Source organism: Bacteroidota bacterium (genome assembly GCA_016713765.1).
GTDB lineage: Bacteria > Bacteroidota > Bacteroidia > AKYH767-A > 2013-40CM-41-45 > Pollutiaquabacter > Pollutiaquabacter aromativorans.
Genome location: JADJON010000003.1, coordinates 78756 through 104433 on the forward strand (window position 1 = coordinate 78756; position 25678 = coordinate 104433).

The following is a 25678-nucleotide window of genomic DNA, read 5'->3' on the forward strand; positions in this document are numbered from 1 at the left end:
AAAGTTCCATGCGCAAGCTTGTTTAATGCTTTAAAATCATAAAAAAACCCACCCTTCTTATTAAGGGTGGGTTAAATCCAAGTGTAAGTTGGCTGCTTAGGAAACCGCGTTCGGAATATCCTCCTTGTGGATCTCGAAGTGATCCTCTTCTTCCTTGTACTTCATGATCTGATCCAATGCGTCCGGCACAACATCACTGCAGATGGTAATGAAAGACCCCTTCTTTGCATGCTTGATCGCATAGTCGATCGCCAGGGATTCCTTCGGCATGACCTTGACGGGCTTGGAAGCATCGACGGAATGAATGCCCTTCATCATCAAATCAATGATCTCCTGTTCACTTCTGCCGCGCAGGTTCTTATCCTGCCGGATGATGACTTCGTCAAACATCTGAGCCGCCAATTCACCAAGCGAGACGATATCCTCGTCGCGGCGGTCGCCGACGCCGGCGATGATGCCGACTTTCGGCCTGGCTTCGATCCGCTCCAGGAAGCGTGCGATGGCCTGGAATCCGGCCGGGTTGTGCGCGTAGTCGACCATGACGTCGAACTTCTTGAACTGGAACAGGTTCATACGGCCCGGAGTTTGTGTCGGCGACGGGATGAAGGTCTCCAACGCCAAACGGATATCTTCCACCTTGAAGCCCCGAACGAATCCCGCCAACACGGCCGGTAAGATGTTTTGGATCATGAAGACGGCTTTCCCCGAAAAGGTCAACGGAATATTGATCACCTTGTCGACCCGGATCTTCCAGGTGCCTTTGCAAATCGTGATATAACCGTTCTCTACGATGGCGGCAATGCCGCCACGCTCAGTATGCTTCTGGATGCGGGGATTCTTTTCGTCAAGCGAAAAGAGCGCGACATTGCAACTGACCGTCTTCCGCATCTCATACACCAGGTCGTCGTCGGCGTTGAGGATGGCATAACCTTCCGGCAATACGCTTTCGGCTACGACACCTTTCACCCGTGCCATCTCTTCGATGGTGTTGATGTCTTTCAGCCCCAGGTGATCGGCGCTGACATTGGTCACAATGCCCACATCGCAGTTGTGGAAACCAAGACCGGATTTCAGGATACCACCGCGCGCGCATTCGAGGACCGCGAAATCAACCGTCGGATCTTTTAGGACGAATTCCGCGCTGAGCGGTCCGGTGCAATCCCCCTGCTCCACCATGCGGTTCTGAATGTAAATGCCGTCGGTCGTGGTGAAGCCGACCTTATGCCCCATCGTCTTCACGATGTGCGCAATGAGGCGCGTGGTCGTGGTCTTACCGTTGGTGCCGGTAACCGAAATGATCGGGATGCGCGCGGTGCTGCCGGGAGGATAGAGCATGTCGATCACCGGTTCGGCTACGTTGCGCGGGAGCCCTTCGGCCGGGGCGATGTGCATGCGGAATCCCGGGCCGGCATTCACTTCCAACACGGCTCCGCCATTCTCGTGCAAGGGCACTCGGATATCGGGCGTCATGATATCGATCCCGCAAATGTCGAGTCCGATGATCCGCGCGATCCGCTCCGCCATGAAGACATTGTACGGATGCACGACTTCGGTCACATCGGTGGACGTGCCGCCCGTACTGAGGTTGGCGGTACGCTTGAGGTGCAGTTCTTCGCCGGCTTTGAGCACCGTGTCGAGTGTATAACCCTTCTCCTCGATCATGGTCGCGGTGGTGTCGTCAACCTTTATCATGGTCAACACTTTCTCGTGACCATATCCGCGCCGGGGATCGCTGTTCGTGATGTCGATCAGTTCGCGAATGGTGTGCTTGCCATCGCCGGTCACCATGGCGGGTGTACGCTTGGCCGCCGCGACGAACTTGTAATCGATGACCAGCAAGCGGTGATCGTAACCGGTAATGAAACGCTCGACAATGACTCCGCGCGAAACACGCTTTGCCAGCGCGAGTGCTTCGATCGCCGCATCCATATCCTGGACATTGATGGTTGCGCCACGTCCATGGTTCCCGCCGACCGGTTTCACGACGATCGGGAAACCGACACGGTCGATCGCAGTACGCAGATCTTCTTCATCGTACACGACACGGCCACGCGGAACCGGGATGGAAGCATTCTCCAGGAGGTTCTTGGTCTCTTCCTTATCACATGCCACCTCTACTGCAATACTACTCGTCGTACTGGCGACCGTCGCCTGGATGCGGCGCTGATTCTTTCCATAACCGAGTTGCACCAGGGAATGCCGATTGAGGCGGATCCACGGAATCTTGCGTTTGATGGCTTCGTCGACGATGGAGCCGGTAGAAGGTCCAAGTCGTTCGTCTTCGCGGATCTCACGCATGCGCTGGATATCGTCGGCCAGGTCATAGGTTTCGCCTTTGTACAGCGCGTCGCATATCCGTACTGCCGCCTTCGCGGCATAGATCCCGACTTTTTCTTCCATGTAGTTGAACACGACATTGTATACACCATGCTGGCCGGTACTGCGTGTGCGTCCGAAGCCGACATCCATGCCTGCCAGCGTTTGGATCTCGAGTGCGATATGCTCCACCACGTGGCCCATCCACGTTCCTTCGCGCACGCGTTTGAAGAATCCGCCTGCATGCCCTTCCGAACATTCGTGTGAATACATGGAAGGAAACATCTTCTCCATACGTTCCGCAAAGCCGCTGATCTTGTTCGTCGGCAAATCCTCCAACTCTTCAATGTCCAGCTTCATCACAATCAATTTGTGACGTCGAATGGACCAGTAGTTTGGCCCGCGCATCACGCGAATGTCCTGTATCTTCATAAGGAAAGGGGGTATCGGTGTTTTTGGTCGTTTCAAAGTAGTAAGAAATCCTGAACCGCCAAAATTTGCCCGAAAAAGGCCATCTAACCCGTATCCTTCCCACATTCCTAACGTTATATAGTGCTGAAACGCCCGTCCAATGCGGGGATTTCTATCTTTGCGCTGCCAAAACGCTTTCAGTCAAACGAATATGATGATTCCGAAGGGTAAACTGATCTCCATCGGCGGGAACGAAGACAAGGGGACAGAACCCGAACCACTTTTCACCCAAAAGAACAACCTCAATTTCTTCGAACTGCAGATCCTTTCCAGGATCATGCACGAGTGCGGCGGCCATGACGCGCACATCGAGGTGATCACCAGCGCTTCCTCCATCCCGGAAGAAGTCGGACAAAACTACCTCGACGCCTTCGGCAAGTTGCATTGTACGAATGTCCGCATCATGGACATCCGCAATCGGGAAGACGCTCAGAACCCGGAGATGATCGAGCGCATCCGCAACTGCGACGGAGTCATGTTCAGCGGCGGAAACCAGCTTCGCCTCTCCTCCATCTTCGGCGGAACCCAGTTCCTGGAGATCATCACGGAGCGCTACTTCCACGAGGACGGTTTCGTCATCGCCGGCACGAGTGCAGGCGCCATGGCCATGTCGAATACGATGATTTACCAGGGCAGCAGCTCCGAAGCGCTCCTGAAAGGCGAAGTGAAGATCACGACCGGCCTTGCCTTCATGCGCGACGTGATCATCGATTCACACTTCGTAAAGCGCGGTCGATTCGGACGCCTGACTCAGGCTGTGGCGGCCAACCCATCCTGCATCGGGATCGGGCTTGGCGAGGACACCGGCGTACTGGTCACCGAAGGTCGCTACATGGAAGCGATCGGATCGGGCCTGGTCATCATCATCGACGGACACCACATCCGTCACACCAACATTGCCGACCTGAAGGAAGGCTCCCCCATCTCCATTGAGAACATCATCGTTCACGTCCTTGCCAAAGGCAACTGCTTCGATCTGAAGGAGCGGAAGTTTTATGTGGAGGGTGTGACGCAGAATAGGTAAACCTCTTATTAATAGCATAAAAAAATCCCGCTGTTGATGCAGCGGGATTTTTTTATGCCAAAAAGCCATTATTGTATGACAATGCTTCGCACATCGACCACGTTGCCTTGTGCATTGATCAGATAGATGAAGTAAACACCATTACCTGTCCACGTGTTCAAGTCAAGGTAATAGGATTGCATGGTAATCGTGCTGGTGAAGACCGTCTGACCCATCGTATTATCGATTCGCAGTGAATAGCCATTCATCGTACCATAATTTGATCCACAATCAATCGTGATATGATCACGGCCTGGATTCGGGTAAACCCGGATTGAATTCTGATACGTTACCGGACGGAAGGAGGTCAGGTTCGCATTGATGATGAGTGTATCGGTTACCGTTACGTGATCGAAACAGAGTTCTTCATAATAAAGCGCCGCCACTTCAGAAGAATCCAGGGCACGGTCGTAAATTCGGATATCATCAATAACTCCCTGGAAGAAGTCATCCGATGTAGTATTATTTCCAAAATACATCTCTTGGCCGTATGTACTAAGTGGCCCGGAAGCCGCTTGATCGACGATCAACTGGTTATTGACATAGAACTTATGCCTTGAACCATCATACGTAGCTACAACAAAATACCAGTCGCCCGGTGTCCAATAGTTATTCGGCGTACTTGCTCTACTTTCATTTCCATTAATTGCCAGTGACGAGCCTATGAACCACGAATTATTATAATCAGCTCCTGCCCCCAACTTATACTGATAATAGGGTGCAGTATGCGAGGTATATCCTTTAGCTAACAAAGGGCTGTAACCATCGCCGGTAAAAAAATCACCTTTAAACCAGGCGCACAAAGAGATTTCGGCCGAGGGATTAAGTGATGAAGCATCATTTACCAGAATGAAGTCATCAAGACCATCAAAGTAATAGGCGCTGGAAGCCCGGCCAAACCGATCCTGTTCAGGCGTCGGGCCATTAATCAATATACCGTTATTACCATTGCCACTTTCATCATCTGCATTCCCGTTAAAAGGCCAATAACCTCGGAGGCCATTTGTCGGGACCTGAGCAGCTGCTCCCAGCCCGATCATCATGAAACAAAATAGAAGTCTGTATCTCATTTTTTAAGGTTTTAGTTTACCCTAAAATAATGCAAATTATCAATTACTTCAAAGTAAAAAGTTGATCAAAGGCTCTTCCTCAACCAATAATTTAAAACCAGAAGCCGCCATACCAGCGTAGCGTGACGGTTACTACCATTCTTAAAATCTTTAATGACAGGTTCGATTTTGGCAACATCCCATGGGAAATCTTTAAAAAACGGCTGGTCCAATAGGTATTTCAGGGGGCCTCTCAGCCATTTCACCTCACCAGGGGTCACAAATCCCTTTTTATCCTTTCTGTTAAAAATCTCCTCAGGAATAACTCCCCGCATGGCGTGTCGCAAGAGGCGTTTGGTTTGTCCGCCTTGAATCAAGTGTCGATCAGGTAAGGAAAATGCAAACTCCACAAGGCGATGGTCCAGAAATGGCACCCTGGATTCAATGGAAAATGCCATGCTGTTCCGATCCTCATATAAAAGCAGGGAAGGCAAAGAGGTAGTAAAGGTTAGGTGATACAAGAATTCCTGAAGGCGAGAATACCCAAACAACTTCTTTAAGTACACATCTGATCGAACTCCGGAAAGCAAACGCGGGTAATAACGATCATACTCGAGCCTATATAATTTATTCTCACTCGAGAATCCGGCCAAGATGCTTTTCAATAAAATATCCCTACCCTTACTTGACCCGAAGTTCTGATCGATCATGTGATGACGCCATTCACTTAAGCCTTGCGCAAATCTGAATTTCGCAAAACTTCCGCCAATCAGCCGATAGAAGGAGTGCATATACCCGCCAAGGAATTCGTCGCTCCCTTGACCGTCGAGCAATACTTTGATATTCCTTTCTGATGCGGCACGCATGACAAAAAACTGGGAGACAGGCGACGAGCCGGCTATGGGAACATCTGCATGATACAAACACCGTTCGAATGCATCGACAAGTTCGCTTTCCTGAGGTTTATAGAATGTCGGTTGAAGATTCGAAAATTTATTCAAAACATGCTTCGCCCAAGGACGTTCGTCCACCTCTCCCTCTCCATCATAATAGACCGTAAACGTCTTAAACTCTTTTGTTGAATAAGCAGTACCTATCGCTGAAGCGATTGCGGAAGAATCGATGCCGCCGCTGAGGCAACCGCCGATCTCAACATCACTTCGCATATGCAGGCGAATGCTGTCGAAAAACAACTCACGAAACCTATCCGCACTATCCTCGAGGGAAAGACCAGTGTCAGCATGCGCAGCAAGATCCCAATACTGGCTTACTTCGATCTGGCCGTTCCTTAAGACCAGATTGTGTGCCGCGGGAAGCGAATGGAGTCGGGAGTAATAAGTTTGGTCGCGGTACTCCATCCATCCCAACTGGAGACCCCGGGATACTTGATCCAGATTAATACTGCGCTGAAAAAAGTCGAGATCGAAAAAAACTTTGTATTCAGAGCCGAAATAAAATCCAGGGCCACTTCTTGAATAATAAAATGGTTTGATGCCAAAACGATCGCGTGAACAGAATAATTCCTGCTTGGACGGGTCCCAGATCGCCATGGCCCACATTCCGACGAAATCCTCTACACAAGCATGTCCCTTTAATGCATAGCTCTTTAAAATTACCTCGGTATCTGATTGCGTTTTAAATCGAACTCCTTTTAACGCTAATTCAGCTCTTATTTCCTGGTAATTGTAAATCTCTCCGTTGAAAACGATGACGTTACCGGTTTCAGCATCAATCATGGGTTGATTAGCTTCTTCCGATAAGTCAATAATGCTGAGGCGGTTATGGCCCAAGCCAATGCCATTCTTAAACCACAAGCCTTGTGCATCCGGACCGCGATGCAAAATTCTTCCCAGTTGCTTTCGAAGAATTTCTCCTGCCCGATGCTCAGACACATTAAAGTCAATAAAGCCTGCAATTCCGCACATACTAGGGGTTGAAGATACAAAGAAACGAAGGCCCGCTTGCGAACAGAATGCAGATCAGGAAAGAATCAAACTTGCAAGTGCACCGGCCAATTCTCTCCTTGCATACTTAGCAGGTTGCGTCCGAGCAGTATTCGAGAATCCGGAAATTAACTCTTGCAGATGCTCACGGATCCCTGATTCTTCCTCCCTCCCAAACATCCTCCCCGCTCCCGTCTCTTTCAGGATCGTAGCGGCGTCTCCATCGACCGGGCCCAAGGCGATAATGGGACGTGCGGCGCCCAGGTATTCGAAGAGCTTTCCGGTCAGGATGCCGTTCGCCTTCGGTACATCCGGGATAACCAGCAACAAGGCATTGCTTTCCTGCATGTAACGCGTAGCCTCCCGATGCGGGACGTGCCCGATGAACTCCGCAATGTCCTGCAAGCCGTACGCCTGCAGGATCGGCTCCAGCGCCGCCCGTGTACTGCCGACAAATCGCAACCGCAACGGCAATGACGTACCCTGCTTTCGCAATGCTGCAACCGACTGAAAAAAGGCACCCGGACGATAACTCTCCGCCATCGTTCCAACATAGGTGATCCGAAAAACATCTTGTGGCGGTGCGACTGCCGGATCGAAATCGCCCGGATCGAAACCGTTCGGGATCACATGGATCTTTTCCGCCTTGACCCGCTCCGACTTGGCGGCGAACATACGCCGTATATCCGGGCTCACGACCAACGCATGGTCGCATTGCTCCAGCACTTTTCGTTCCAGCTTCCGATCCACCGCCTTCGCCAAACCGGTATGCAACAAGTCAGGATAATAATAGATATCGGTCCACGGATCCCGGAGATCCGCGATCCAGCGAACATGGGGAAAGCTGCGGTTGAGCGCCAATCCGATCAACTGGGAACTGTGCGGCGGCGAAGAAACCACGATCGTGTCGATCCGCTCTTCGCGAATGAGCCGCGCGGCTTCGCGCAAGGCGTATTTCACCCAGCCTTTCCGCGCGTCAGGAAGAAAAAAATTACCACGCACGAAGCGCAGCAACTTCTGCGTCCACTTTTCCTTGTCCTTATTGGCAAACCCTCCATACGGGATCTTGTTCTTTCCTCCGACGAAGCGCGACAGCACTTGTAAGGGCTCAAAGGAACCGGTCCGGATCACCCGTAGGTTTGGCGGGACTTCGGATGACAAACTAGGATCCTCGACCGGATAGGTGGCTGCCGCTGCATCAACGGTCAGCACGATCGGTTCAACACCGAACTCCGGCAGATAACGCGCCATCTTGAGCGAACGCTGCACGCCCGCGCCGCCACTGGGCGGCCAGTAATAGGTGATGTAGAGGACTTTTCGAGGAGCCGCGCTCATGGCAAACCGGTCGCGGATCAGGCAGGACGCTTACGCAAGGCCAGGAAGCCCATGCCGGCGCAAAAGAGGAGCAGCAACGACGAACTTGCCAGCGCGATCTTCTCGCCCACGACAACCGCCCGTGGTTCGAACCGGAACTCGATCGTGTGCTTGCCGGCCGGGATGCGCATGGCACGCAACACGTAGTCGGCACGGAAGTAATCCGCGGGCTTACCGTCGATCGTGGCGTTCCATCCTTTGTCGTAATAGATCTCCGAAAATACCGCCAGTTGCTCGGTCGAGGCGGAGCTTTCGTACTTCAGGTGATTCGGCTGGTAGTCGGTGAGCCGGATGAAGGCACCGGAATCCGGAGCCGCGGTAAATCCTTTGACAAGATCAGCGTAGCGCTGGTCAACCACGAGCGTACGGGACGGATCGAACCCGCGAAGCGCGGCAATCTCGGAATCCGCATTCGCTACCAGTTCCACATTCTGCACAAACCAGGCATTGCCCAATGCACCTGTATTGATGAGCGGTGCAGCATCGGGATTGTACACGATGTATTTCGTATTGAGCATGTTGACGGCCGGTTGACCGGACAATACGCCAAGCGTTGAAGAATCCTGGTTTTGTAAGGCGTTGCGCATTCCCATCAACTCGGGCGCGAGCTCGTTCTCGATCAACTCCTGGTAGCGCTTCAGCTTGGCGCCGTGGTACCCGCCGATCGACTGATGACGATACGACGTGCTCGCATCGTTGAAGGTGCTCTCCGCCAGGTTCAGGACCCGATAGCTCTTGGCGGGATCCTGCAGGATCACCTGGTCAGCCGTGGTCATGGGATACGCCTCCGCTTTACCCTTGCTGGCGCGCACATAATCATCGTCGCCAAGATAGCGCGCGTTCACACTCCACATATCAACGAGTACGAGGGCCAACAGACCGAACACGAAATACTCGGCTTTGTAACGCATACGCGCGAAGGACACGATCAGTGCGGCGCCTAACAAGAGGAACAGGAATGAGCGCCAGGCGTCTGCCGTCACGATGGCCTTGCGTGCAGTGCTCAGGTTGGTGAAGATGTTGTCGACCACGTCCTGCGAGATACCCTGGTTCTTTGCCGTAGCCATCACCTGTTCATATTCTCTCGTCGAATAGAACGAGGTGAACATGCCCGGCGCGACCGCTATCAGTAAGGTCAGGCCCAGCGTGATCCCAATGGCATAGTACAGGCTTTTCGCATGCTGCTTGAAGTAATCCGGTTCCCGGATCAACTTATCGAGTGCCAGTATACCTAACAGCGGCATGGCAAACTCCGCGATCACGATGATAGTAGTCACCGCCCGGAATTTGTCGTAGCCCGGAACAAAATCGAGGAAGAAATTCGTCAGTCCCATGAAGTTCCTGCCCCAGGAAAGCGTGATGGACAACAGGAAGGCCGCCAGCAGCCACCATTTTTCCGGACCCTTGATGGTCAGCAGCCCGAGCAGGAATAACATGCAGATAATGGCGCCCACATAAACCGGTCCGGAAGTAAACGGTTGCTCGCCGAAGTACGCGCCGAAACCGCTTACGTATTGCCGGAAGTTACTTTCGACCTTTTGCAGTACGTCCTTATTGTTTTTCGCGATAGGCTCACTGGCGCCCCCTTTGATGCTGGGCACGAGCAGACTCAGGCTCTCGCCCACCCCGAAACTCCAGTCGGTGATATAATCCCGGTCAAGACCACTGGTCTTGTTCTCTTTCTCGCTGGTCAGTTCCGACTTCCCGCGGGTGGAGTACTTGCCGTACTCCTGGGTGGCCCAGAGGTTGGTGATGTTCGAGCCGACAGCCAGTCCGGCTGCGACCAACAAGATGCCGGTCGCCTTGAAGAAGTAACCAAGCCGGTTCTCCCGGAATGCATTGTACAACTCCATGATGCCGAGCAGCACCACGGTCAATAAGAGGTAATAGGTGATCTGAAGGTGATTGGCATACAATTCCAACGAGAGCGCCAGACCGGTGATCGCGGCTCCCAACAACATCCTTCCCCGGAATGTGAGCAACAGGCCCGCCACGACCGGGGCCATGTAGGCGATCGCGTGTGCCTTGGTATTGTGCCCGGCTTCGATGTAGATGAAGAAATAACTGCTGAACGCGAATGCGACAGCACCCAAAATGGAAAGCCGTTGATTGACGCCCAGGACGATCAGTAAAAAGTAAAAACCCGCCATCAGCAGGAACACCATGTTGGCTGGCGTAGGAAGCCCCAACTGGACGACTTTATCGAGGTACTGCACCAGGTTGGCGGCATAGACGGCCGAGATCTGATACGCCGGCATTCCGGAAAACATGGAATTCGTCCAGTAAGTATCCTCGCCGGTCTTTTCCTTGAAACTGACGATCTCCTGCGCCATACCCTTCCAGGTCGTGACGTCCGACTGCTTGATCTCCTTACCCTGGAACAAGGGTAAAAACACCAGCACTGACAACAGCAAAAAGAAGGCGACAGCCAGGATATGCGGGAGGTACTTCTTCATAGAGATGGTTTGGAAGGACGAAGATAATCGGTTTCGGGTTCCGAGTTAAATAGAAGGCGAGGGACGTGGGGCGAGGGACGAGGGACGAGGGACGTGGGACGTGGGACGTGGGAAGTGGGAAGTGAATGGAGTTGCGAGGTGCGTAGGAGTTAGGGACGAGGGACGAGGGACGAGGGACGAGGGACGAAAATCCGACTAAACACACAACTCAATGAAGCCAAGTTTCAAATCGATCAACTTTCATCTTTCAACTTTCAACCATCAACCAACCCGAAACCCGGAACTCGAAACTTTTAGACCCTAGTCAACTTCCTCATACTCCACATACTCCCCCTCATCCCGCTGCTTCTTTTGCACCCGGACGCTGCCGGCTTCCTTTCGGCTGCGCTCGCGTTCGAGGTCGTCGGCGGCTTTGCGGAAGGATTGCAGGGCGTTGTAATAGAGGAACCGGCGCAGGAAGCCGAAGGCGATGAACGCCACGATGAAGACGAGCAGGAATTCTTTGAAGGACACGGAAGGTTCGGTTTACCGGCTCAGGTAGAGGTTGCGCTCCGAATAGACTTTTTGAAAGAACTCGTCTTCCAGGTCTTCGATGAAGTAGATGGCTTCGCCCGTCGATTTCATTTCAGGTCCCAGTTCCTTGTTGACGTCCAGGAATTTCTCAAAGGAGAAGACCGGGACCTTGATCGCGTATCCGCCGGTCTTGGGTTGAAACTTGAAGTCGTTCACCTTGTTGGCTCCCAGCATCACTTTGGTGGCGTAGTTCACATACGGTTCGTCGTAGGCTTTGGCAATGAAGGGCACGGTGCGCGAGGCACGCGGGTTGGCCTCGATCACGTATACGGTCTCGTTCTTCACGGCGAACTGGATGTTGATCAGTCCTTTCACCTGCATGGCCAGGGCGATCCGCTTTGTATAGTCTTCGATCTGTTTCATCACGACGGGCGACAGGTCGAACGGAGGCAATACGGCATTGCTGTCGCCGCTGTGGATCCCGGCCGGTTCGATGTGCTCCATGATGCCGATGATGTACACATGCTCCCCGTCGCAGATGGCGTCGGCCTCCGCTTCGATGGCTCGGTCGAGGAAGTGGTCGAGCAGGATCTTGTTGTCAGGAATGTCCTGCAGGATCTTCACCACGTGCTCCTCCAACTCCTCTTCGTTGATCACGATCTTCATGCTCTGTCCGCCCAGCACGTAGGACGGTCGCACCAGCAGCGGGAAACCGAGTTCACGAGAGACCGGTCCGCTCTGGTCCGCGTTCTCGACCACGCCGAATTTCGGGTACGGGATGTTCAGGTCGCGCAAAAGTGTAGAGAAACGGCCGCGATCCTCCGCCAGGTCGAGCGACTCGTAACTGGTCCCGATGATGCGGAAGCCATACTTGTTCAGCTTCTCAGCCAGCTTCAGGGCGGTCTGTCCGCCCAACTGCACGATCACGCCCTCGGGCTTTTCGTGCAACAGGATCTCGTAGATATGCTCCCAAAAGACCGGCTCGAAGTAGAGCTTGTCGGCGATGTCGAAATCGGTCGACACGGTCTCCGGGTTGCAGTTGATCATGATCGTCTCGTACCCGCACTCCTTCGCGGCCAAAACGCCGTGCACGCAGGAGTAGTCGAACTCGATCCCCTGCCCGATCCGGTTCGGACCCGAGCCAAGGATCACGATCTTCTTCTTGTCGCTGACGACGCTTTCGTTCTCTTCGTCGAAGGTGGAGTAATAGTACGGCGTCCGCGCCTCGAACTCGGCCGCGCAGGTGTCCACCAGTTTCCACACGCGGTGGATGCCCAGCTCCTGGCGACGACGGAATACCGCGCTCTCCAGGCAACGCACCAGGTGGGCGATCTGCCGGTCGGCATAGCCTTTCTTCTTGGCCTCCATGAACAGCTCGCGCGGCAGGTCCTCGATGCGGTATTGTTCGATCTGCTTTTCCAACTGGATCAGCTCCTCCACCTGGCGCAGGAACCAGGGATCGATCTTGGTCAGCTTCTGGATGGTGTTGAACGGAATACCCAGCTTGAACGCGTCATAAATATGGAACAGCCGGTTCCAGCGCGGACGCTCCAGGCTGTCGAGGATGTCCTCCGCGTCGCGGATCTCGCGACCGTCGGCGCCCAGGCCGTTCCGCTTGATCTCGAGCGATTGACAAGCTTTCTGCAAGGCCTCCTGGAAACTCCGACCGATGCCCATCGCCTCGCCCACCGATTTCATCTGCAGGCCGAGGTGACGGTCGGTGCCCTTGAACTTGTCGAAGTTCCAACGCGGCACCTTCACGATCACATAGTCGAGCGTCGGCTCGAAGAAGGCCGAGGTGCTCTTGGTGATCTGGTTCTTCAATTCATCGAGGCGGTAGCCGATGGCCAGCTTCGCCGCGATCTTGGCGATCGGATAACCCGTCGCCTTCGAAGCGAGCGCCGAGGAACGCGACACGCGCGGGTTGATCTCGATGACGATGATCTCGTCTTCGTTGTTCGGGTTGACGGAAAACTGGATGTTGCAACCGCCCGCGAAATTGCCGATCCCGTTCATGCACTTGATGGCCAGGTCGCGCATCTTCTGGTAGGTGGTATCGGGCAGGGTCATGGCCGGGGCCACAGTGATCGAATCGCCCGTATGGATACCCATCGGATCGAAGTTCTCGATCGAACAGATGATGATCACGTTCCCGGCGGCGTCGCGCAGCAATTCGAGTTCGAACTCCTTCCAGCCGAAAATCGACTGCTCGATCAGCACCTCGTGTACCGGGGAAGCGTGCAGGCCGCGGTTCAGCGCGGCGTCGAATTCTTCCCGCGTGTTCACGAAACCACCGCCCGTGCCGCCGAGCGTAAACGACGGACGAATCACCAGCGGAAAGCCGATCTCCTGCGCGATCTCCTTGCCTTCGAGAAACGAGGTGGCCGTACGGCCTTTGCAGACACCGGCATTCAGCTCCAGCATGCGCAGCCGGAATTTCTCCCGGTCTTCGGTCGTGTGAATCGCGTCGATGTCGACGCCGATGATGCGCACCCCGTACTTTTCCCAGATGCCGGCCTTCTGGCAGTCGATCGCCAGATTCAAGGCGGTCTGTCCGCCCATCGTAGGAAGCACCGCGTCGATCTTGTGCTTTTCCAGGATCTCGATGATCGACTTCCGGGTGAGCGGCTTCAGGTAGATGTGGTCGGCCGTGACCTTGTCGGTCATAATCGTCGCCGGGTTCGAGTTGATCAGGATCACTTCGATCCCCTCTTCTTTCAGCGAACGGGAAGCCTGGCTGCCCGAATAATCGAATTCACAAGCTTGTCCGATGATGATGGGACCGGAACCAATGATGAGGACGGAATGGATGCTGGTATCGCGCGGCACGATGGTCAGGTTGCGTGTGTCCTCCCGGGCCCCTTGCCGGATTTGTAACTAATTAATTTTCAATAAATTACAAATTGAAAAGGGAGCAGCGGTAAAGACCCACGGGTTTGCGCGAAGATACAGGAAATGTGGCTCCCGTTTTCCCGAGTTTTCGACAGCATGTTGATAAGCATCGGTGCCCGCCCGCACACCATCGCCGGTGCTCCTTTGCGTACTTTCGTCGCGTGTCAAGCCCGCAGTCAGTCAAGCACGGTCCGTTTCATTGGGAATACCTGGTGTTTGGCAATGGCCCTGAACTCTTGCTTGCATTTCACGGCTTTGACAACAACGCCGACGATTTCCGGCTCTTCGAGCCCTTGCTCGGTCAACAGTACACCATCGTGGCCGTCAACCTGTTCTACCACGGCCGCAGTTACGCCGAAGGGGCGCCCGACCAACTGCAATTCCGCCGCGAAGACCTGCAGGCGCTGATCACCCAACTGCTCGAGCGCTTTCCGCATGCTCGATTTTCCCTGTTAGGATTCAGCCTGGGCGGTCGCATCTGCCTCGAACTGGTTTCGCTCTTCGCGGGTCGTGTCGATCGTTTGATCCTGCTCGCGCCCGACGGACTGGTGATCAGTCCCTGGTACGTCTTCGTGACGCGCACCATCGCCGGACGCTGGCTCTTCCGCCGCGTGCTGAGACGTCCGCAACGATTCCTCCGCCTTGGCGGATGGTTGCGCACGCTCGGGCTGGTCGGCGAGAAGCAATACAAGTTCGCCCTCTCCTACTTCGGCAGCGGACCGCAGCGCGAACTCGTGTTCAAGGTCTGGATGATCTTCCGCTACCTGCTGCCCCGCAAAGCCGCGCTGAGCGCCGCCTTGAAACAACACCCCGTCCGCACCGACCTCTTCTTCGGCCGCCGCGACAGCATCATACGGCCATCGTTCGGAATAATCTATCAGAAAAAGGTGGACGCACAGGCCAACATCCACATCCTCGAAACCGGACATAACTTGCTCAAGCCGGATGTTGCGGAACGGGTTGCGGCGGTTTGCAGTAGGCAGTAGGCAGATTGCAAGTTGAAAGTTGAAAGTTGAAGGTTGCCCCCTCGGTCCCGTTCCTCGGTCACGCTCCTCCTTCACCCCTAGCAGCTAATTGAAGCGACACGCCGACCGCTCCGTCCAACCGCCTCCACCCGCTGTCCGCTCGCGGGAGCTCGCTGCCATCGGGGCTATTCACCGGCAACCGGCTTCGTCAGAAAAAAAAAAAACGACCCCGGCACTAGGATTATTGCGCCCCTACGGGGCTATCGAGATGTGTTCGGAGGCAGTGCATATACGAACGTCGAAAAATACTGGTCCGATTTTTCAACATGGATTCATTTCATTGGCTTCTTGATTCTCACTTCATCGCAGCTATCTTCCCGTCTCTCACAACTACCTACAAACTCGCTGCCATCGGGGCTATTCACCGGCAATCGGCTTCGTCAGAAAAAAAAACGCCCCCTAGGATTATTGGGCCCCTACGGGGCTATCGAGATGTGTTCGGAGGCAGTACATAATCGAACGCCGGAAAATACTGGTCCGATTTTTCAACATGGATTCATTTCATTGGCTTCTTGATTCTCACTTCATCGCAACTAACTTCCTGCCTCTCACAACTACATCCAAACTCGTTACCCTCGGGGCTATTCACCGGCAATCGGCTTCGTCAGAAAAAAAACGCCCCCTAGGATTATTGGGCCCCTACGGGGCTATCGATAAGTGTTTCACGATATTACACTCATTAACGCCTTGATTGCTTTTGCTGACCACAACTCATCTGGATTGCACTCTCCTTTTTTCCTTTCCTCGCTCCTCGCATCACGCACCTCGTAACCCGATCCCGTCCCTCGCCCCTCGACCCTCTTAACTTCGGTCTTGCAACTCGCGTCTCCCTTCGCGCACCTCGCATCTCGTCCCTCGTCCCTTCTAACCTCGTTCCCCGGTCTCGTAACTCGCACCTAAAAAAAAGGGGCCATCCTTCCGGACAGCCCCAATTCTTCATTCGCTCTAGGCGATTATTTCTTCTTGAACTCGCTGGAAACGGTCAGTTTCTTGCGGCCACGTGCACGGCGGGCAGCCAGGACGCGGCGGCCGTTGGCGGTACTCATGCGCTCACGGAATCCGTGCTTGTTCTTCCTTCTGCGGTTCGAGGGTTGGTAAGTCCTTTTCATGATATCGGGCCGGGTTGTTTATCCGGAAACAGGACGGCAAAGGTAGGATTTCAATTCAAAAACACAAACCTGACCAATTTTTTTCTGTACAAAATGATACTGAAAATAGCCCAAAAGGCGGTTTTTCGCAAATTAATTGGGTTTAAGCGGCAGATTCAGCATGCATCCAGGCACAAGCACGGCACGATTCTCAACCCTTCCTGGTTTGGAGCAGCCGACTAGTCATTTACAACAATCAACCTGTGGTTGGCACACAGGTCGCCTTCGCGGTAGGCCTGTACCAGATAACTTCCGGGAGCTATCCCCTTCAGGGACAAAACTAAGTCTGGTTCTTGCCCTGAAACCAGGAGTTCTTTCAGCAGCAACCCAGTAAGTGAACGCAATTCTATCCGGTAATAATGGCGATTTGCATCTCCGAAGCGCAAGCGCACAGTAGATGAAGCCGGATTAGGGTAAACGGAAATTGACTCCTTTTCCAAATCTCGAGTTCCGGTCCATTCCAGTGTATCGCAAGGGGAACCAAGCAAGCGGCCAAGACGGTAATTGGGCGGGCTTGGAAGTTTGCTATAACCTAGACCTGGATAATACAAAGCTGAGCGAATAAAGCCGCAAGCCGGCGCCGGCAAATCGGGATTGGGAATAGAAGCGATCCAATTACCCCCACCGCAATAGAGATAAATAACAGAGTCAGGAGCTAAAAATGGGAAACCAAATTGATTGACCTGGCCATTTGAGGTATCGCGGGTTCCGTCGTATGAAGCAACATGCCTGATTGAGCCGGCTTGCCCTAACAAAGTCATGTCTAACTGATAGATCTGAGTAACTTGAACAACATACAGGAATCTTGAGTCGGCAGAGAAAGCGAGCCCCACAAAGTCATTATGAACTGGATTGTAATAAAACTGGTTTGTGTCCGGGAAATTCGCAAGTGCCGGCAATAGAACAGGATTGCTTAGTTCGCCCGAACATCGGTCAAAATTGAATAACTCCAACCCATTCCTAAAATCAAACCTTGCATACCAGTTTCCATCCGGTGAAAATACCGGTGTTCCGATACCTAAATATGGAACCTTTGGGAAACCAATGACTTGATCCTATACAAACCTGCCATGCGGAGTCGATAATATCTTATAATATTTATTTGAAGTAAACTTCTGTACTAATACCCACCAGTCACGGCCATTTCCATGCTGTACAGCCGCCAACAAACCCGGCTCGAACGTATCCGCCGATAATACGACTTCTGAATTAACTAAACATTCACCAGAATCATTTCTTGCATAAGGATTAATCTCAGTATGCAGTACAGATAATGGATATGGATATGTTAAATGATTGCTATAATCCATGTGAAATAAATCATATAATTGGCCGCTTGGATCCCCACGTTTTACTCCAATAATACCATTAAGACAATACGGGCCGTAATCATAATAAAAGCCAGGAGCTAATGAATCTGTTCCTGGCATTTTTCTTAGATAGCGATTCTCAACGAAAGCTCCGTTGGAATGAAACAACAGGCTGTCATTTGAGTCGGAAATAGACATGGGGGACCATACTTGATTGGCCATGGTAGAAATTTGATCAAGCCTCAATGACGCATTCCTAAAACTCATCAATACGGAACCCTGACCTGGCACTGTACTAATACCTATTACATATTGCTGCGCAATCAGTATTTCAAACGACAACAAACACAGGATAGTCGTCAAACTAAGAACGAGACAGGCCTTTCTCATCGCAGACAAATTAAAGTTTGACCAACCTTGCCTGAGCATATTCTACGCCCGATTCCCCTTTTAATTGCACAAAATAAACTCCAGCTGGAAAATCTGAAATATCTAAATTCACTTGATTGATTTGACAAGGAAAGACCCTTACCGGGCGGCCAAATTCGGCCAACTTCGCATTGAATTCATCAGAGACCGCTCGCCGCCCCACTTCATCAATCCCGCACAACCGCCAGCCGCCGACTGCCCAACACATAACCATTCTGCTGAGCCTGAAGCATGTACAAGCCAGCAGGCAGATCGCCTACCCACAGCCGGGTTGGCGCCCCGCTTGTTACTGAAACGCGCTTCAACAAACGACCATCCAACGAATACAAGGAATAAACCTCTGCGGCCGCTCCTCCGGAGACCCCGGATCCGGCTTTCAAAGATACCAGCACTTCATGAATTGCCGGGTTGGGAGACAACTCCCAAACAATTTCCGTCTGTGTGCCTGAAGCAACTCCTGTCCACTCCAAGGTATCGCAAAGCGAACCCGTCAAGCGACCAAGATCATAGTTGGGGGGCTGAGGAAGCCCTGCATAGCCAAGCCCAGGATAATATAAAGCAGCTCTGTTGAACCCGCATGCAGGAGCGGTAAGATCTGGATTGGGGATGGAAGCAATCCATTTCCCACCTCCATAGTATAAATAAATAACTCCATTGGGTGCGAGGAAGGGGGTCCCAAATAACATCCGCTGATTATTCGTAGTATCCCTTGTACCATCATAAGATGCCACTAATTGAATGGCACTCGCTTGACCGATTAGTTGTAGATCTAATTGGTAAAGTTGATTTGTACGAACAATGTAAAGATATCGTGAATTTGGTGAGAAAACTAATCCGGTGGGATCGTTATGATTCTGATTATACCAAAATTGATTCGTATCGGCGAATAAACTAGTTGGCAGTGAAATTACACTCATAAAGCTTCCACTACAACGATCAAATTCCAAAAGCTCCAACCCATTCCAATGGTCAAAACGAGCATACACCGTTCCATCTGGGGAAAAAGCCGCTGCCCCCGCTTCAAGATAACTAAGTTTAGGACTCCCTATTACCTGCTCCCTAATAGTTATCCCCTCTATCGAATTTAATATAATAAAGTACTTATTTGATTCGAATTTTTGAACTACAAGCCAAAAATCACGCCCGTTTCCTTGCCTTGTGCTAACTATAAAACCTGGAACTAGTGTATCTCTCAATACAACTTCCGAATTAATAATGCATAAACCAGTATCATTATTGCTAGCGAAATTAATGGAAGTATGCAATAATCGCGAAGGCCACAATCCTTGCAATAAACTATCATAATCTACATGAAATAAATCAAACAGAGCACTGGTTGGCTCTCCTCGTGGAAGTGCGATAATACCCATCTGACAAGGAGCGCCATAGGTATAATAAAGTGGCGGAGCCAAACTATCCGATCCCGAAATCTTTAATCCATATTTATTCTCGGTACATTCTAACTTCTAACGCAACATTTTGTTAAAAATAATACATTTGTCTTAACTGCATTTTTTCATGATTTCGTTTTCGAAGACATCAAAGGGAGATTTCCAGTTGAGCGTTTTGCGTGGCCTTTCGTTCAACAGGTCCTGAACTCGTTTCAATTCCCGCCGCGTGATTTTATTGAAGTCGGTTCCTTTCGGATAAAAATCCCGGATGAGCATATTCATGTTCTCGTTGGATCCGCGCTCCCAGGGAGAGCCTGGGTGACAGAAGTACACTTTCATGCGCGTATTCTTTGAGAACAGCTTGTGCTCGGCCATTTCGTGTCCCTGATCATAGGTCATGGACTTCTTCATTTGCCTGGGAATTGATTTGAACTCTTTCTCGAAAGCTCTTCGGACACTTTCTGCGTCTTTCGCCTTCAGTTTTACCAGTATCACAGCCCGGGTTTTTCGTTCAACGATGGAGCCAATGGCGGACTGATGCCGTTTTCCAACAATCAGGTCTCCTTCCCAATGCCCAGGTACAGACCGATTGAGAATGTAATCAGGACGCTCGTCGATGCTCACCATGTCCGGGATCTTACCCCTGCGCTCAATGGACAACCCTCTCTTGTTTCGTTTTTTCTTCTTCTGACGCAAACTCGCAATCAATTCCTTGCGCAAATCGCCTCGGGGCATCATATAGATGAAAGTATAGATCGATTCGTGGGATATCTGCATTGTTGGATCATCTGGGAATTCCTCTATCAAATGTCTTGAAATTTGTTCAGGAGAGTAACGCTTCCTGAGTAATCCGCGAACTTCCGCCAGTAAAGCAGGGTTGGCATCCAACTTCCTTGTTTTTCGTTGAGTGACACGTCTGAGTTCGGCCAAATGCTGAGCCTCGATTGCAGAGTAGTAGCCATCAAATCGGTCCAATTCTCGCGTAATGGCACTAGTGGGGCGCCCCAATTCCTGCGCTATCGCAGTACAGGTATACCCTAACCCAAGGAACGTCTCGATCTGGATTCGCTCCTGTAAATCAATTCGTTTATACTTGCTCATGTTGCAACATATGAATAGTTTTATGTTGCGTTAGGAACTTGGAAGTAAGCTCTATAAAACTTCCATTCGAATAGAACAAAAGACTATCATCTTGATCAGAAAAAGAAATTGGAGTTACCGGGAAATTTTTCTGGGTACTAATCAATCTTAAATTTGGGATGCTTCCATTAAAACTCATTAACACCGACCCTTGTCCGGGCACAGTGCTGATACCCATGACATACTGTTGCGCAATTGAAGATGAAACTCCTGTCAAAACTAAAAGAAGACAAGTGAAGGTAGCAAAGTAGCGTTTCATAATATGAAATTAAAGCTTCACAAATTTTGCCTGACCTGTCCAAACACCTGAACTTTCCATTATTTTCAATATATAGATTCCAGGAGGAAGGTCATATACATCAAGGTTAATAGAACCACGACTGCTTTTAAATTCAATATCTTGCTTGAGAATACCGTCAGTTGAAATTATTCGAATTGTTAATTCCGATTCAGGGATTGCGCTGGAAAATTCCAATTTAAGGAGATCATGTACCGGATTCGGTGAAATTATAATATCACCAAAGGACAAATTACTACTCCTATATCCAAAACCCTGCTCTGTACAAGCCAAACTATCCTGATACACCATGCCAGGAATAAAAAGACTTATTATACTCCTGGCACGAAAAACCAAATCCCCACCTAACATTGGACACATAGCTGCAATGTCGTACAAGGTGGTTAGATCCGAAGTACTTAATTCATTGAATCCCGTTTGTGTTAACTTCGAATAAATGCTGCTGATTGATTGGTCCCACTGCACTAAATCGCTGCCTTCCGAATCAAGTTGAATCAGGGCATTTTCAGCAATTTGTGCCGCTGAAACTTCAGCTATCGTTTTTTCGGAATCCAAATAATCCAACATCATGGATAAGGATTAATTAATCTACAATATCTACTTTTTCTCAATTCAAACAAACTTTACAAAACCAGCAGGGCGAAATTCGCGAACAATTACGCTCGATCCGTTATTACTATTTAATGAGTCATCAATGAACTTAAAAAAAACAATCAAAATCCCACATATACGACCTTTTTCGTCGCAAAGAACTCCTCCCGGAAATGGTCGGACAGCGAAAAGACCGTTGCGGGGCGGTTGAATTCAGCCAGTTCTTCTTCCAGGTCCCCGCCTTTCAGGTACAGGATGCCGTTCCTCAGGGCATTTCGTCCGCCCGGTTCGATCAGGTGCCGCGTATGCTGGTAGAATTCCTGCAGTCGGGTCACAGCCCGCGAGACCACGAAGTCGCAGCGGCGTTTCAACTCTTCCGCCCGGATCTGCTGGGCACTGACGTTCGTTAACCCCAAGGCCTCCGCAACGCCCTCCACCACTTTGATCTTTTTTCCGATCGAATCGATCAGGTGGAACTGACTGTCGGGGAAAAGTATCGCCAACGGAATCCCCGGAAACCCGCCGCCGGTTCCCACGTCAATCACCCGCGTACCCGCCACGAAACTGATCACCTTCGCGATCCCGAGCGAATGCAACACGTGCCGCTCGTACAGGTTCTCCATGTCCTTCCGCGACACCACATTGATCTTCGCGTTCCACTCCCCGTACAACGCCTGCAAGGCCGCGAAGCGCTCACGTTGCTGTTGCGTCAGTTCGGGGAAATAGCGTTCGAGGAGAAGCAAGGGACGTGGGACGAGGGACGAGGGACGAGGGACGGGGGACGAGGGACGAGGGACGAGGGACGAGGGACGGGGGACGAGATGCGAGGTGCGAGAAAATAGGGACGAGGAACGTGACCGAGGAACGAGGAATTGAAATGAGTTACGAGGGACTAGGCACGAACCGATTGTACTAGTTACTAATTACTAGTTACCAATTACCAGTTACTAATTACTAATTACTAATTACTAATTACCAACCCGAAACCCCAAACCTCAAATCTGTTCTTCCTGATTCTTCAGGATCTGATACAAGAACTCCCGCGCGCGAAAGAGTTGGGCTTTGACGGTGCCGAGGGGAAGCTGGAGTTCGTCGGCGATCTCTTCGTAGGAACGTTCCTGGAAATATCGCAACTCCACCAGGCGCTTGTAGCGGGGCTTGAGCTTCTCGACCACGTCGCGCATGAGCGCGGCCTTCTGCTTCTTGATCATCTTCTCCTCCGGGTCGAGCATCGGCGACTTGATCTCGAACTGCATCTCCTGACCACTGTCGTTCTCCATGCTCTTATCGATCGAGAACGTGTACTTCCGCTTGCGGCGGATGAAGTCGATGCAATTGTTCGTCGCGATCTTGAACAGCCAGGTGCTGAAGGCGAAGTCGGGTGTGTACTGGTGCAGGTTCTTGAACGCCTTACCGAACGCTTCGATGGTCAGATCCTCCGCGTCGTCGCGGTTGTTGACCATTTTCAACAGCATGAAGTAAATGCTGTCCTTGTAGCGCGACATCAGTTCGGCGTAAGCCTTCTGGTCGCCCTTGACAGCTTGTTGCACCAGCTTGAAATCAACCTGGGCTTTTTCGGAGAGATTCGGATTTACTTCCATGCGCGTTTTTTGGTAAGGAGTTGAGCGAGGTAGATGATCGGGAGGAGGAAGCTATACAGCAGTTCCAGCAAGGGATAGAGCCAGATGAGGTCCTTCTCCCGCAGCTTCGACGCGCTATATGCAAAGATAGGCAGTTTCAGGGCCCACACGACGCCGGCCGCCACCAGGGCTTCTTTCGTGCGCTGTCCTGATACCAGCAGGGCGATCAGACTCAGCCAGACCAGCATCGGACAAATCCCTGCCAGGAATAACTGGAAACGATGACCACCCTTGTAATATTTCGAGGTAGTGGTATGCCGCACTTTCTGGTTGAACCAGTCTGCGAACCGCTCCTTCGGAAGCGAATAGGTGAACGAATCCGGCTGTACTTCTATGGCCGTATTCGCTGACGTGGCGTTTTCATTCACAAAAAGGTCGTCGTCGCCCGACGGCAGGTGATTATGCCGCGCGAAACCCTTGTTGCGAAAGAACAGGTCCTTCCGGTAAGCCAGGTTACGACCGGTTCCCATATAAGCGTTCCCGCCCAGCGCGAAGCCGAAATACTGCATCGCGATGAAGGCCGTATCGAATCGGATCAGCTTGTTGAGAAAGCCGGGCATGCGCTCGTAAGCGCCATAACCCAGTACGATCTCCTTGCCGTCGCGGAAATTGTACTGCATGTTCGTGAGCCAGTTCCGGCTGGCCGGACGACAATCCGCATCGGTGAACAGCAGCCGGTCATGCTTCGCAGCTTTGATACCCAACGTGATCGCGAACTTCTTGCCGTGCTTGTACTTCTCCTGTTCCTGGATATTCACGACCCGCAGCCGGGGATATTCCTTCTCTGCAGCTTCCAGATACTCACCGCTATCGTCCCAGGAACAATCGTTCACCACAATCACTTCGTATTCCGGATAGGCCTGATCAAGAACGGCTGGCAAGAATCGCTGCAGATTCTTCGACTCGTTGCGGGCACAGATGATGACCGACACGGGCTTCGTCTCACCACCGGATGCGGCGACTTTCAGGAACGCGAATCGCCGGTACACCAGCCAGTAAAAGAGCAGGTGAACCGTCCCCGCGCTGATCAACAACACCAACAAGCCTGTACCTATCGTCGCGACGTCCGTCCGGATCATATAACATCGTCTTTTCCAAAAGGAAAGACACTCCCGACAAAAGTAAAAGTACGCGTCCCGGCAAAGTCCGTATCTTTCGCGAAATATCAACGCTCCAATGTGAACAGGGAGATGCGGGTTCCGGGTGTCGGGTTCCGGGTTCTTAGTTCCGAGTTCCGGGTTTCGAGTTCCGGGTTTCGAGTTTGTGCATCGTTAGTAGTCGATCTCCTCGTTCCTCGGTCACCTCTCTCGCTCCTCCCTTCAATTCATCCCCCCTCGTCCCACCTCACTCCCTTCAATTCCTCGTTCCCCGGTCACGTTCCTCGCAACTCCCTTCGTCCTTCCCCATGTTCTCCCTCCTCCGCACCCTACCCGACTCCGCTGCCAGAGCCGGAGAGCTGACGACCGACCACGGGAACATCCCCACGCCGATCTTCATGCCGGTAGGGACCGCCGGTACGGTCAAGGCAGTGCATCAACGCGAGTTGGTCGATGACATCCACGCGAAGATCATCCTGGGCAATACGTATCACCTGTACCTCCGGCCGGGACTGCCCATCCTAGAAGGTGCCGGCGGTCTGCACAAATTCATCCACTGGGACCACCCCATCCTCACCGATTCCGGCGGCTATCAGGTGTACTCCCTGGCCGATAAACGGAAAATCACCGAAGAGGGCGTCTCCTTCACTTCCCACATCGACGGCTCCAAGCATTTCTTCTCGCCCGAGAAGGCGATCGACATCCAACGCTCCATCGGCGCAGATATCATGATGGCGCTCGACGAATGCACGCCCTACCCCTGCGACCATCGTTATGCGAAGAAGAGCATGGAGATGACGCACCGCTGGCTGCAGCGCTGCCTGAAGCACTACCGGGCTACCGAACCGAAGTACGGCCATTACCAATACCTCTTCCCGATCGTCCAGGGCAGCACCTTCCGCGACCTGCGGATCCAGTCGGCCGAAACCATCGCTGCTGCAGGAGCCGAAGGCAACGCCATCGGCGGCTTGTCGGTCGGCGAACCCGCCGAAGTGATGTACGAGATGACCGAAGTGGTCAACAACATCCTGCCGAAAGACAAACCCCGCTACCTGATGGGCGTCGGCACGCCGATCAACATCCTGGAAGGCATCGACCGGGGCGTCGACATGTTCGATTGCGTAATGCCCACCCGCAACGCGCGCAACGGCATGCTGTTCACCCGACAGGGCATCATCAACATCCGCAACGAGAAGTGGAAGGACGATCACGGACCGATCGACCCCGACGGCACCAGTTTCGTCGACCAATACTACTCCCGCGCCTACCTGCGCCACCTGGTCGTGAGCAAGGAGATCCTCGCCGCCCAGATCGCCACGCTGCACAACCTCGCCTTCTACCTCGACCTCGTCACCGAAGCCCGCCAACGCATCCTCGACGGCAGCTTCAAGGTCTGGAAGGAAGGGATGGTGAAGGTGTTGGGACGTAGACAGTGAACAGTAAACAGTGAACAGTGAATAGTGAATAGTGAATAGTGAATAGTGAATAGTGAATAGTGAATAGTGAATAGCGAATAGTTATAGGTTGTTTTC

At 52.1% G+C, this 25678-nt stretch carries 20 protein-coding genes; 3 read left to right on the plus strand and 17 right to left on the minus strand.

Annotation, left to right across the window (positions count from 1 at the left end; genetic code table 11):
• Nucleotides 1-96 precede the first annotated feature (96 nt).
• Nucleotides 97-2748 (minus strand): cyanophycin synthetase, encoded by a 2652-nt coding sequence (gene cphA / locus IPJ96_11120; protein ID MBK7910884.1) that lies wholly within the window; start codon nt 2746-2748, stop codon nt 97-99.
• A 190-nt stretch (nt 2749-2938) separates the two neighbouring features.
• Between cphA and IPJ96_11125 the strand changes: the two genes are divergently transcribed.
• A complete protein-coding gene (locus tag IPJ96_11125; protein MBK7910885.1) occupies nt 2939-3811 on the plus strand; it encodes a cyanophycinase in 873 nt (290 codons plus the stop codon).
• 68 nt (nt 3812-3879) lie between these two features.
• Here IPJ96_11125 and IPJ96_11130 read toward each other — a convergent pair whose 3' ends face one another.
• The 6 genes from IPJ96_11130 to carB form a co-directional block, all read right to left on the minus strand.
• Nucleotides 3880-4893, minus strand: a complete 1014-nt coding sequence (locus IPJ96_11130) for a T9SS type A sorting domain-containing protein (protein MBK7910886.1) — start codon at nt 4891-4893, stop codon at nt 3880-3882.
• Between the two features lie 92 nt (nt 4894-4985).
• Complete coding sequence (gene asnB / locus IPJ96_11135; protein ID MBK7910887.1) at nt 4986-6824, minus strand: asparagine synthase (glutamine-hydrolyzing); 1839 nt, start codon at nt 6822-6824, stop codon at nt 4986-4988.
• Between the two features lie 54 nt (nt 6825-6878).
• A complete protein-coding gene (locus IPJ96_11140) occupies nt 6879-8177 on the minus strand; it encodes a glycosyltransferase family 4 protein (protein ID MBK7910888.1) in 1299 nt (432 codons plus the stop codon).
• Nucleotides 8178-8194: 17 nt separating this feature from the next.
• Nucleotides 8195-10672: a YfhO family protein gene (locus tag IPJ96_11145; protein ID MBK7910889.1), complete on the minus strand. Its 2478-nt coding sequence runs from the start codon at nt 10670-10672 to the stop codon at nt 8195-8197.
• Nucleotides 10673-10972: 300 nt separating this feature from the next.
• On the minus strand, nt 10973-11185 hold the full coding sequence (locus tag IPJ96_11150; protein ID MBK7910890.1) for a hypothetical protein: 213 nt from the start codon (nt 11183-11185) through the stop codon (nt 10973-10975).
• 12 nt (nt 11186-11197) lie between these two features.
• Complete coding sequence (gene carB, locus IPJ96_11155; GenBank protein MBK7910891.1) at nt 11198-14014, minus strand: carbamoyl-phosphate synthase large subunit; 2817 nt, start codon at nt 14012-14014, stop codon at nt 11198-11200.
• A gap of 224 nt (nt 14015-14238) precedes the next feature.
• On the opposite strand from carB, the gene IPJ96_11160 reads away from it, so the two are divergent.
• Nucleotides 14239-15063 carry an alpha/beta fold hydrolase gene (locus tag IPJ96_11160; protein MBK7910892.1) on the plus strand — a complete coding sequence of 275 codons (825 nt, stop codon included), beginning with the start codon at nt 14239-14241 and terminating at the stop codon, nt 15061-15063.
• A 992-nt stretch (nt 15064-16055) separates the two neighbouring features.
• Here IPJ96_11160 and rpmH read toward each other — a convergent pair.
• The 10 genes from rpmH to IPJ96_11210 all read right to left on the minus strand — a co-directional run bounded on the left by rpmH (nt 16056) and on the right by IPJ96_11210 (nt 24128).
• Nucleotides 16056-16211: a 50S ribosomal protein L34 gene (gene rpmH / locus IPJ96_11165; GenBank protein MBK7910893.1), complete on the minus strand. Its 156-nt coding sequence runs from the start codon at nt 16209-16211 to the stop codon at nt 16056-16058.
• Nucleotides 16212-16429: 218 nt separating this feature from the next.
• Entirely contained in the window at nt 16430-17149 is a 720-nt protein-coding gene (locus IPJ96_11170) for a hypothetical protein (GenBank protein ID MBK7910894.1), read from the minus strand.
• 156 nt (nt 17150-17305) lie between these two features.
• Nucleotides 17306-17782, minus strand: coding sequence for a hypothetical protein (locus tag IPJ96_11175; GenBank protein ID MBK7910895.1), 477 nt, complete (start codon nt 17780-17782; stop codon nt 17306-17308).
• Nucleotides 17783-18156: 374 nt separating this feature from the next.
• Nucleotides 18157-19359 (minus strand): T9SS type A sorting domain-containing protein, encoded by a 1203-nt coding sequence (locus IPJ96_11180; GenBank protein ID MBK7910896.1) that lies wholly within the window; start codon nt 19357-19359, stop codon nt 18157-18159.
• Nucleotides 19360-19491: 132 nt separating this feature from the next.
• Nucleotides 19492-20481, minus strand: coding sequence for an IS30 family transposase (locus IPJ96_11185; GenBank protein MBK7910897.1), 990 nt, complete (start codon nt 20479-20481; stop codon nt 19492-19494).
• On the minus strand, nt 20468-20779 hold the full coding sequence (locus IPJ96_11190) for a hypothetical protein (protein ID MBK7910898.1): 312 nt from the start codon (nt 20777-20779) through the stop codon (nt 20468-20470). The genes IPJ96_11185 and IPJ96_11190 overlap by 14 nt, the downstream gene beginning before the upstream one ends.
• Before the next feature lie 9 nt (nt 20780-20788).
• Nucleotides 20789-21388, minus strand: a complete 600-nt coding sequence (locus IPJ96_11195) for a T9SS type A sorting domain-containing protein (protein ID MBK7910899.1) — start codon at nt 21386-21388, stop codon at nt 20789-20791.
• Nucleotides 21389-21531: 143 nt separating this feature from the next.
• Nucleotides 21532-22152, minus strand: coding sequence for a 16S rRNA (guanine(527)-N(7))-methyltransferase RsmG (gene rsmG, locus IPJ96_11200; protein ID MBK7910900.1), 621 nt, complete (start codon nt 22150-22152; stop codon nt 21532-21534).
• 252 nt (nt 22153-22404) lie between these two features.
• Nucleotides 22405-23010 (minus strand): sigma-70 family RNA polymerase sigma factor, encoded by a 606-nt coding sequence (locus tag IPJ96_11205; protein MBK7910901.1) that lies wholly within the window; start codon nt 23008-23010, stop codon nt 22405-22407.
• A complete protein-coding gene (locus tag IPJ96_11210; protein MBK7910902.1) occupies nt 23001-24128 on the minus strand; it encodes a glycosyltransferase in 1128 nt (375 codons plus the stop codon). The genes IPJ96_11205 and IPJ96_11210 overlap by 10 nt, the downstream gene beginning before the upstream one ends.
• A gap of 326 nt (nt 24129-24454) precedes the next feature.
• Here IPJ96_11210 and tgt point away from each other — a divergent pair, with 326 nt between their 5' ends.
• A complete protein-coding gene (gene tgt, locus IPJ96_11215) occupies nt 24455-25582 on the plus strand; it encodes a tRNA guanosine(34) transglycosylase Tgt (GenBank protein ID MBK7910903.1) in 1128 nt (375 codons plus the stop codon).
• Nucleotides 25583-25678 lie beyond the last annotated feature (96 nt).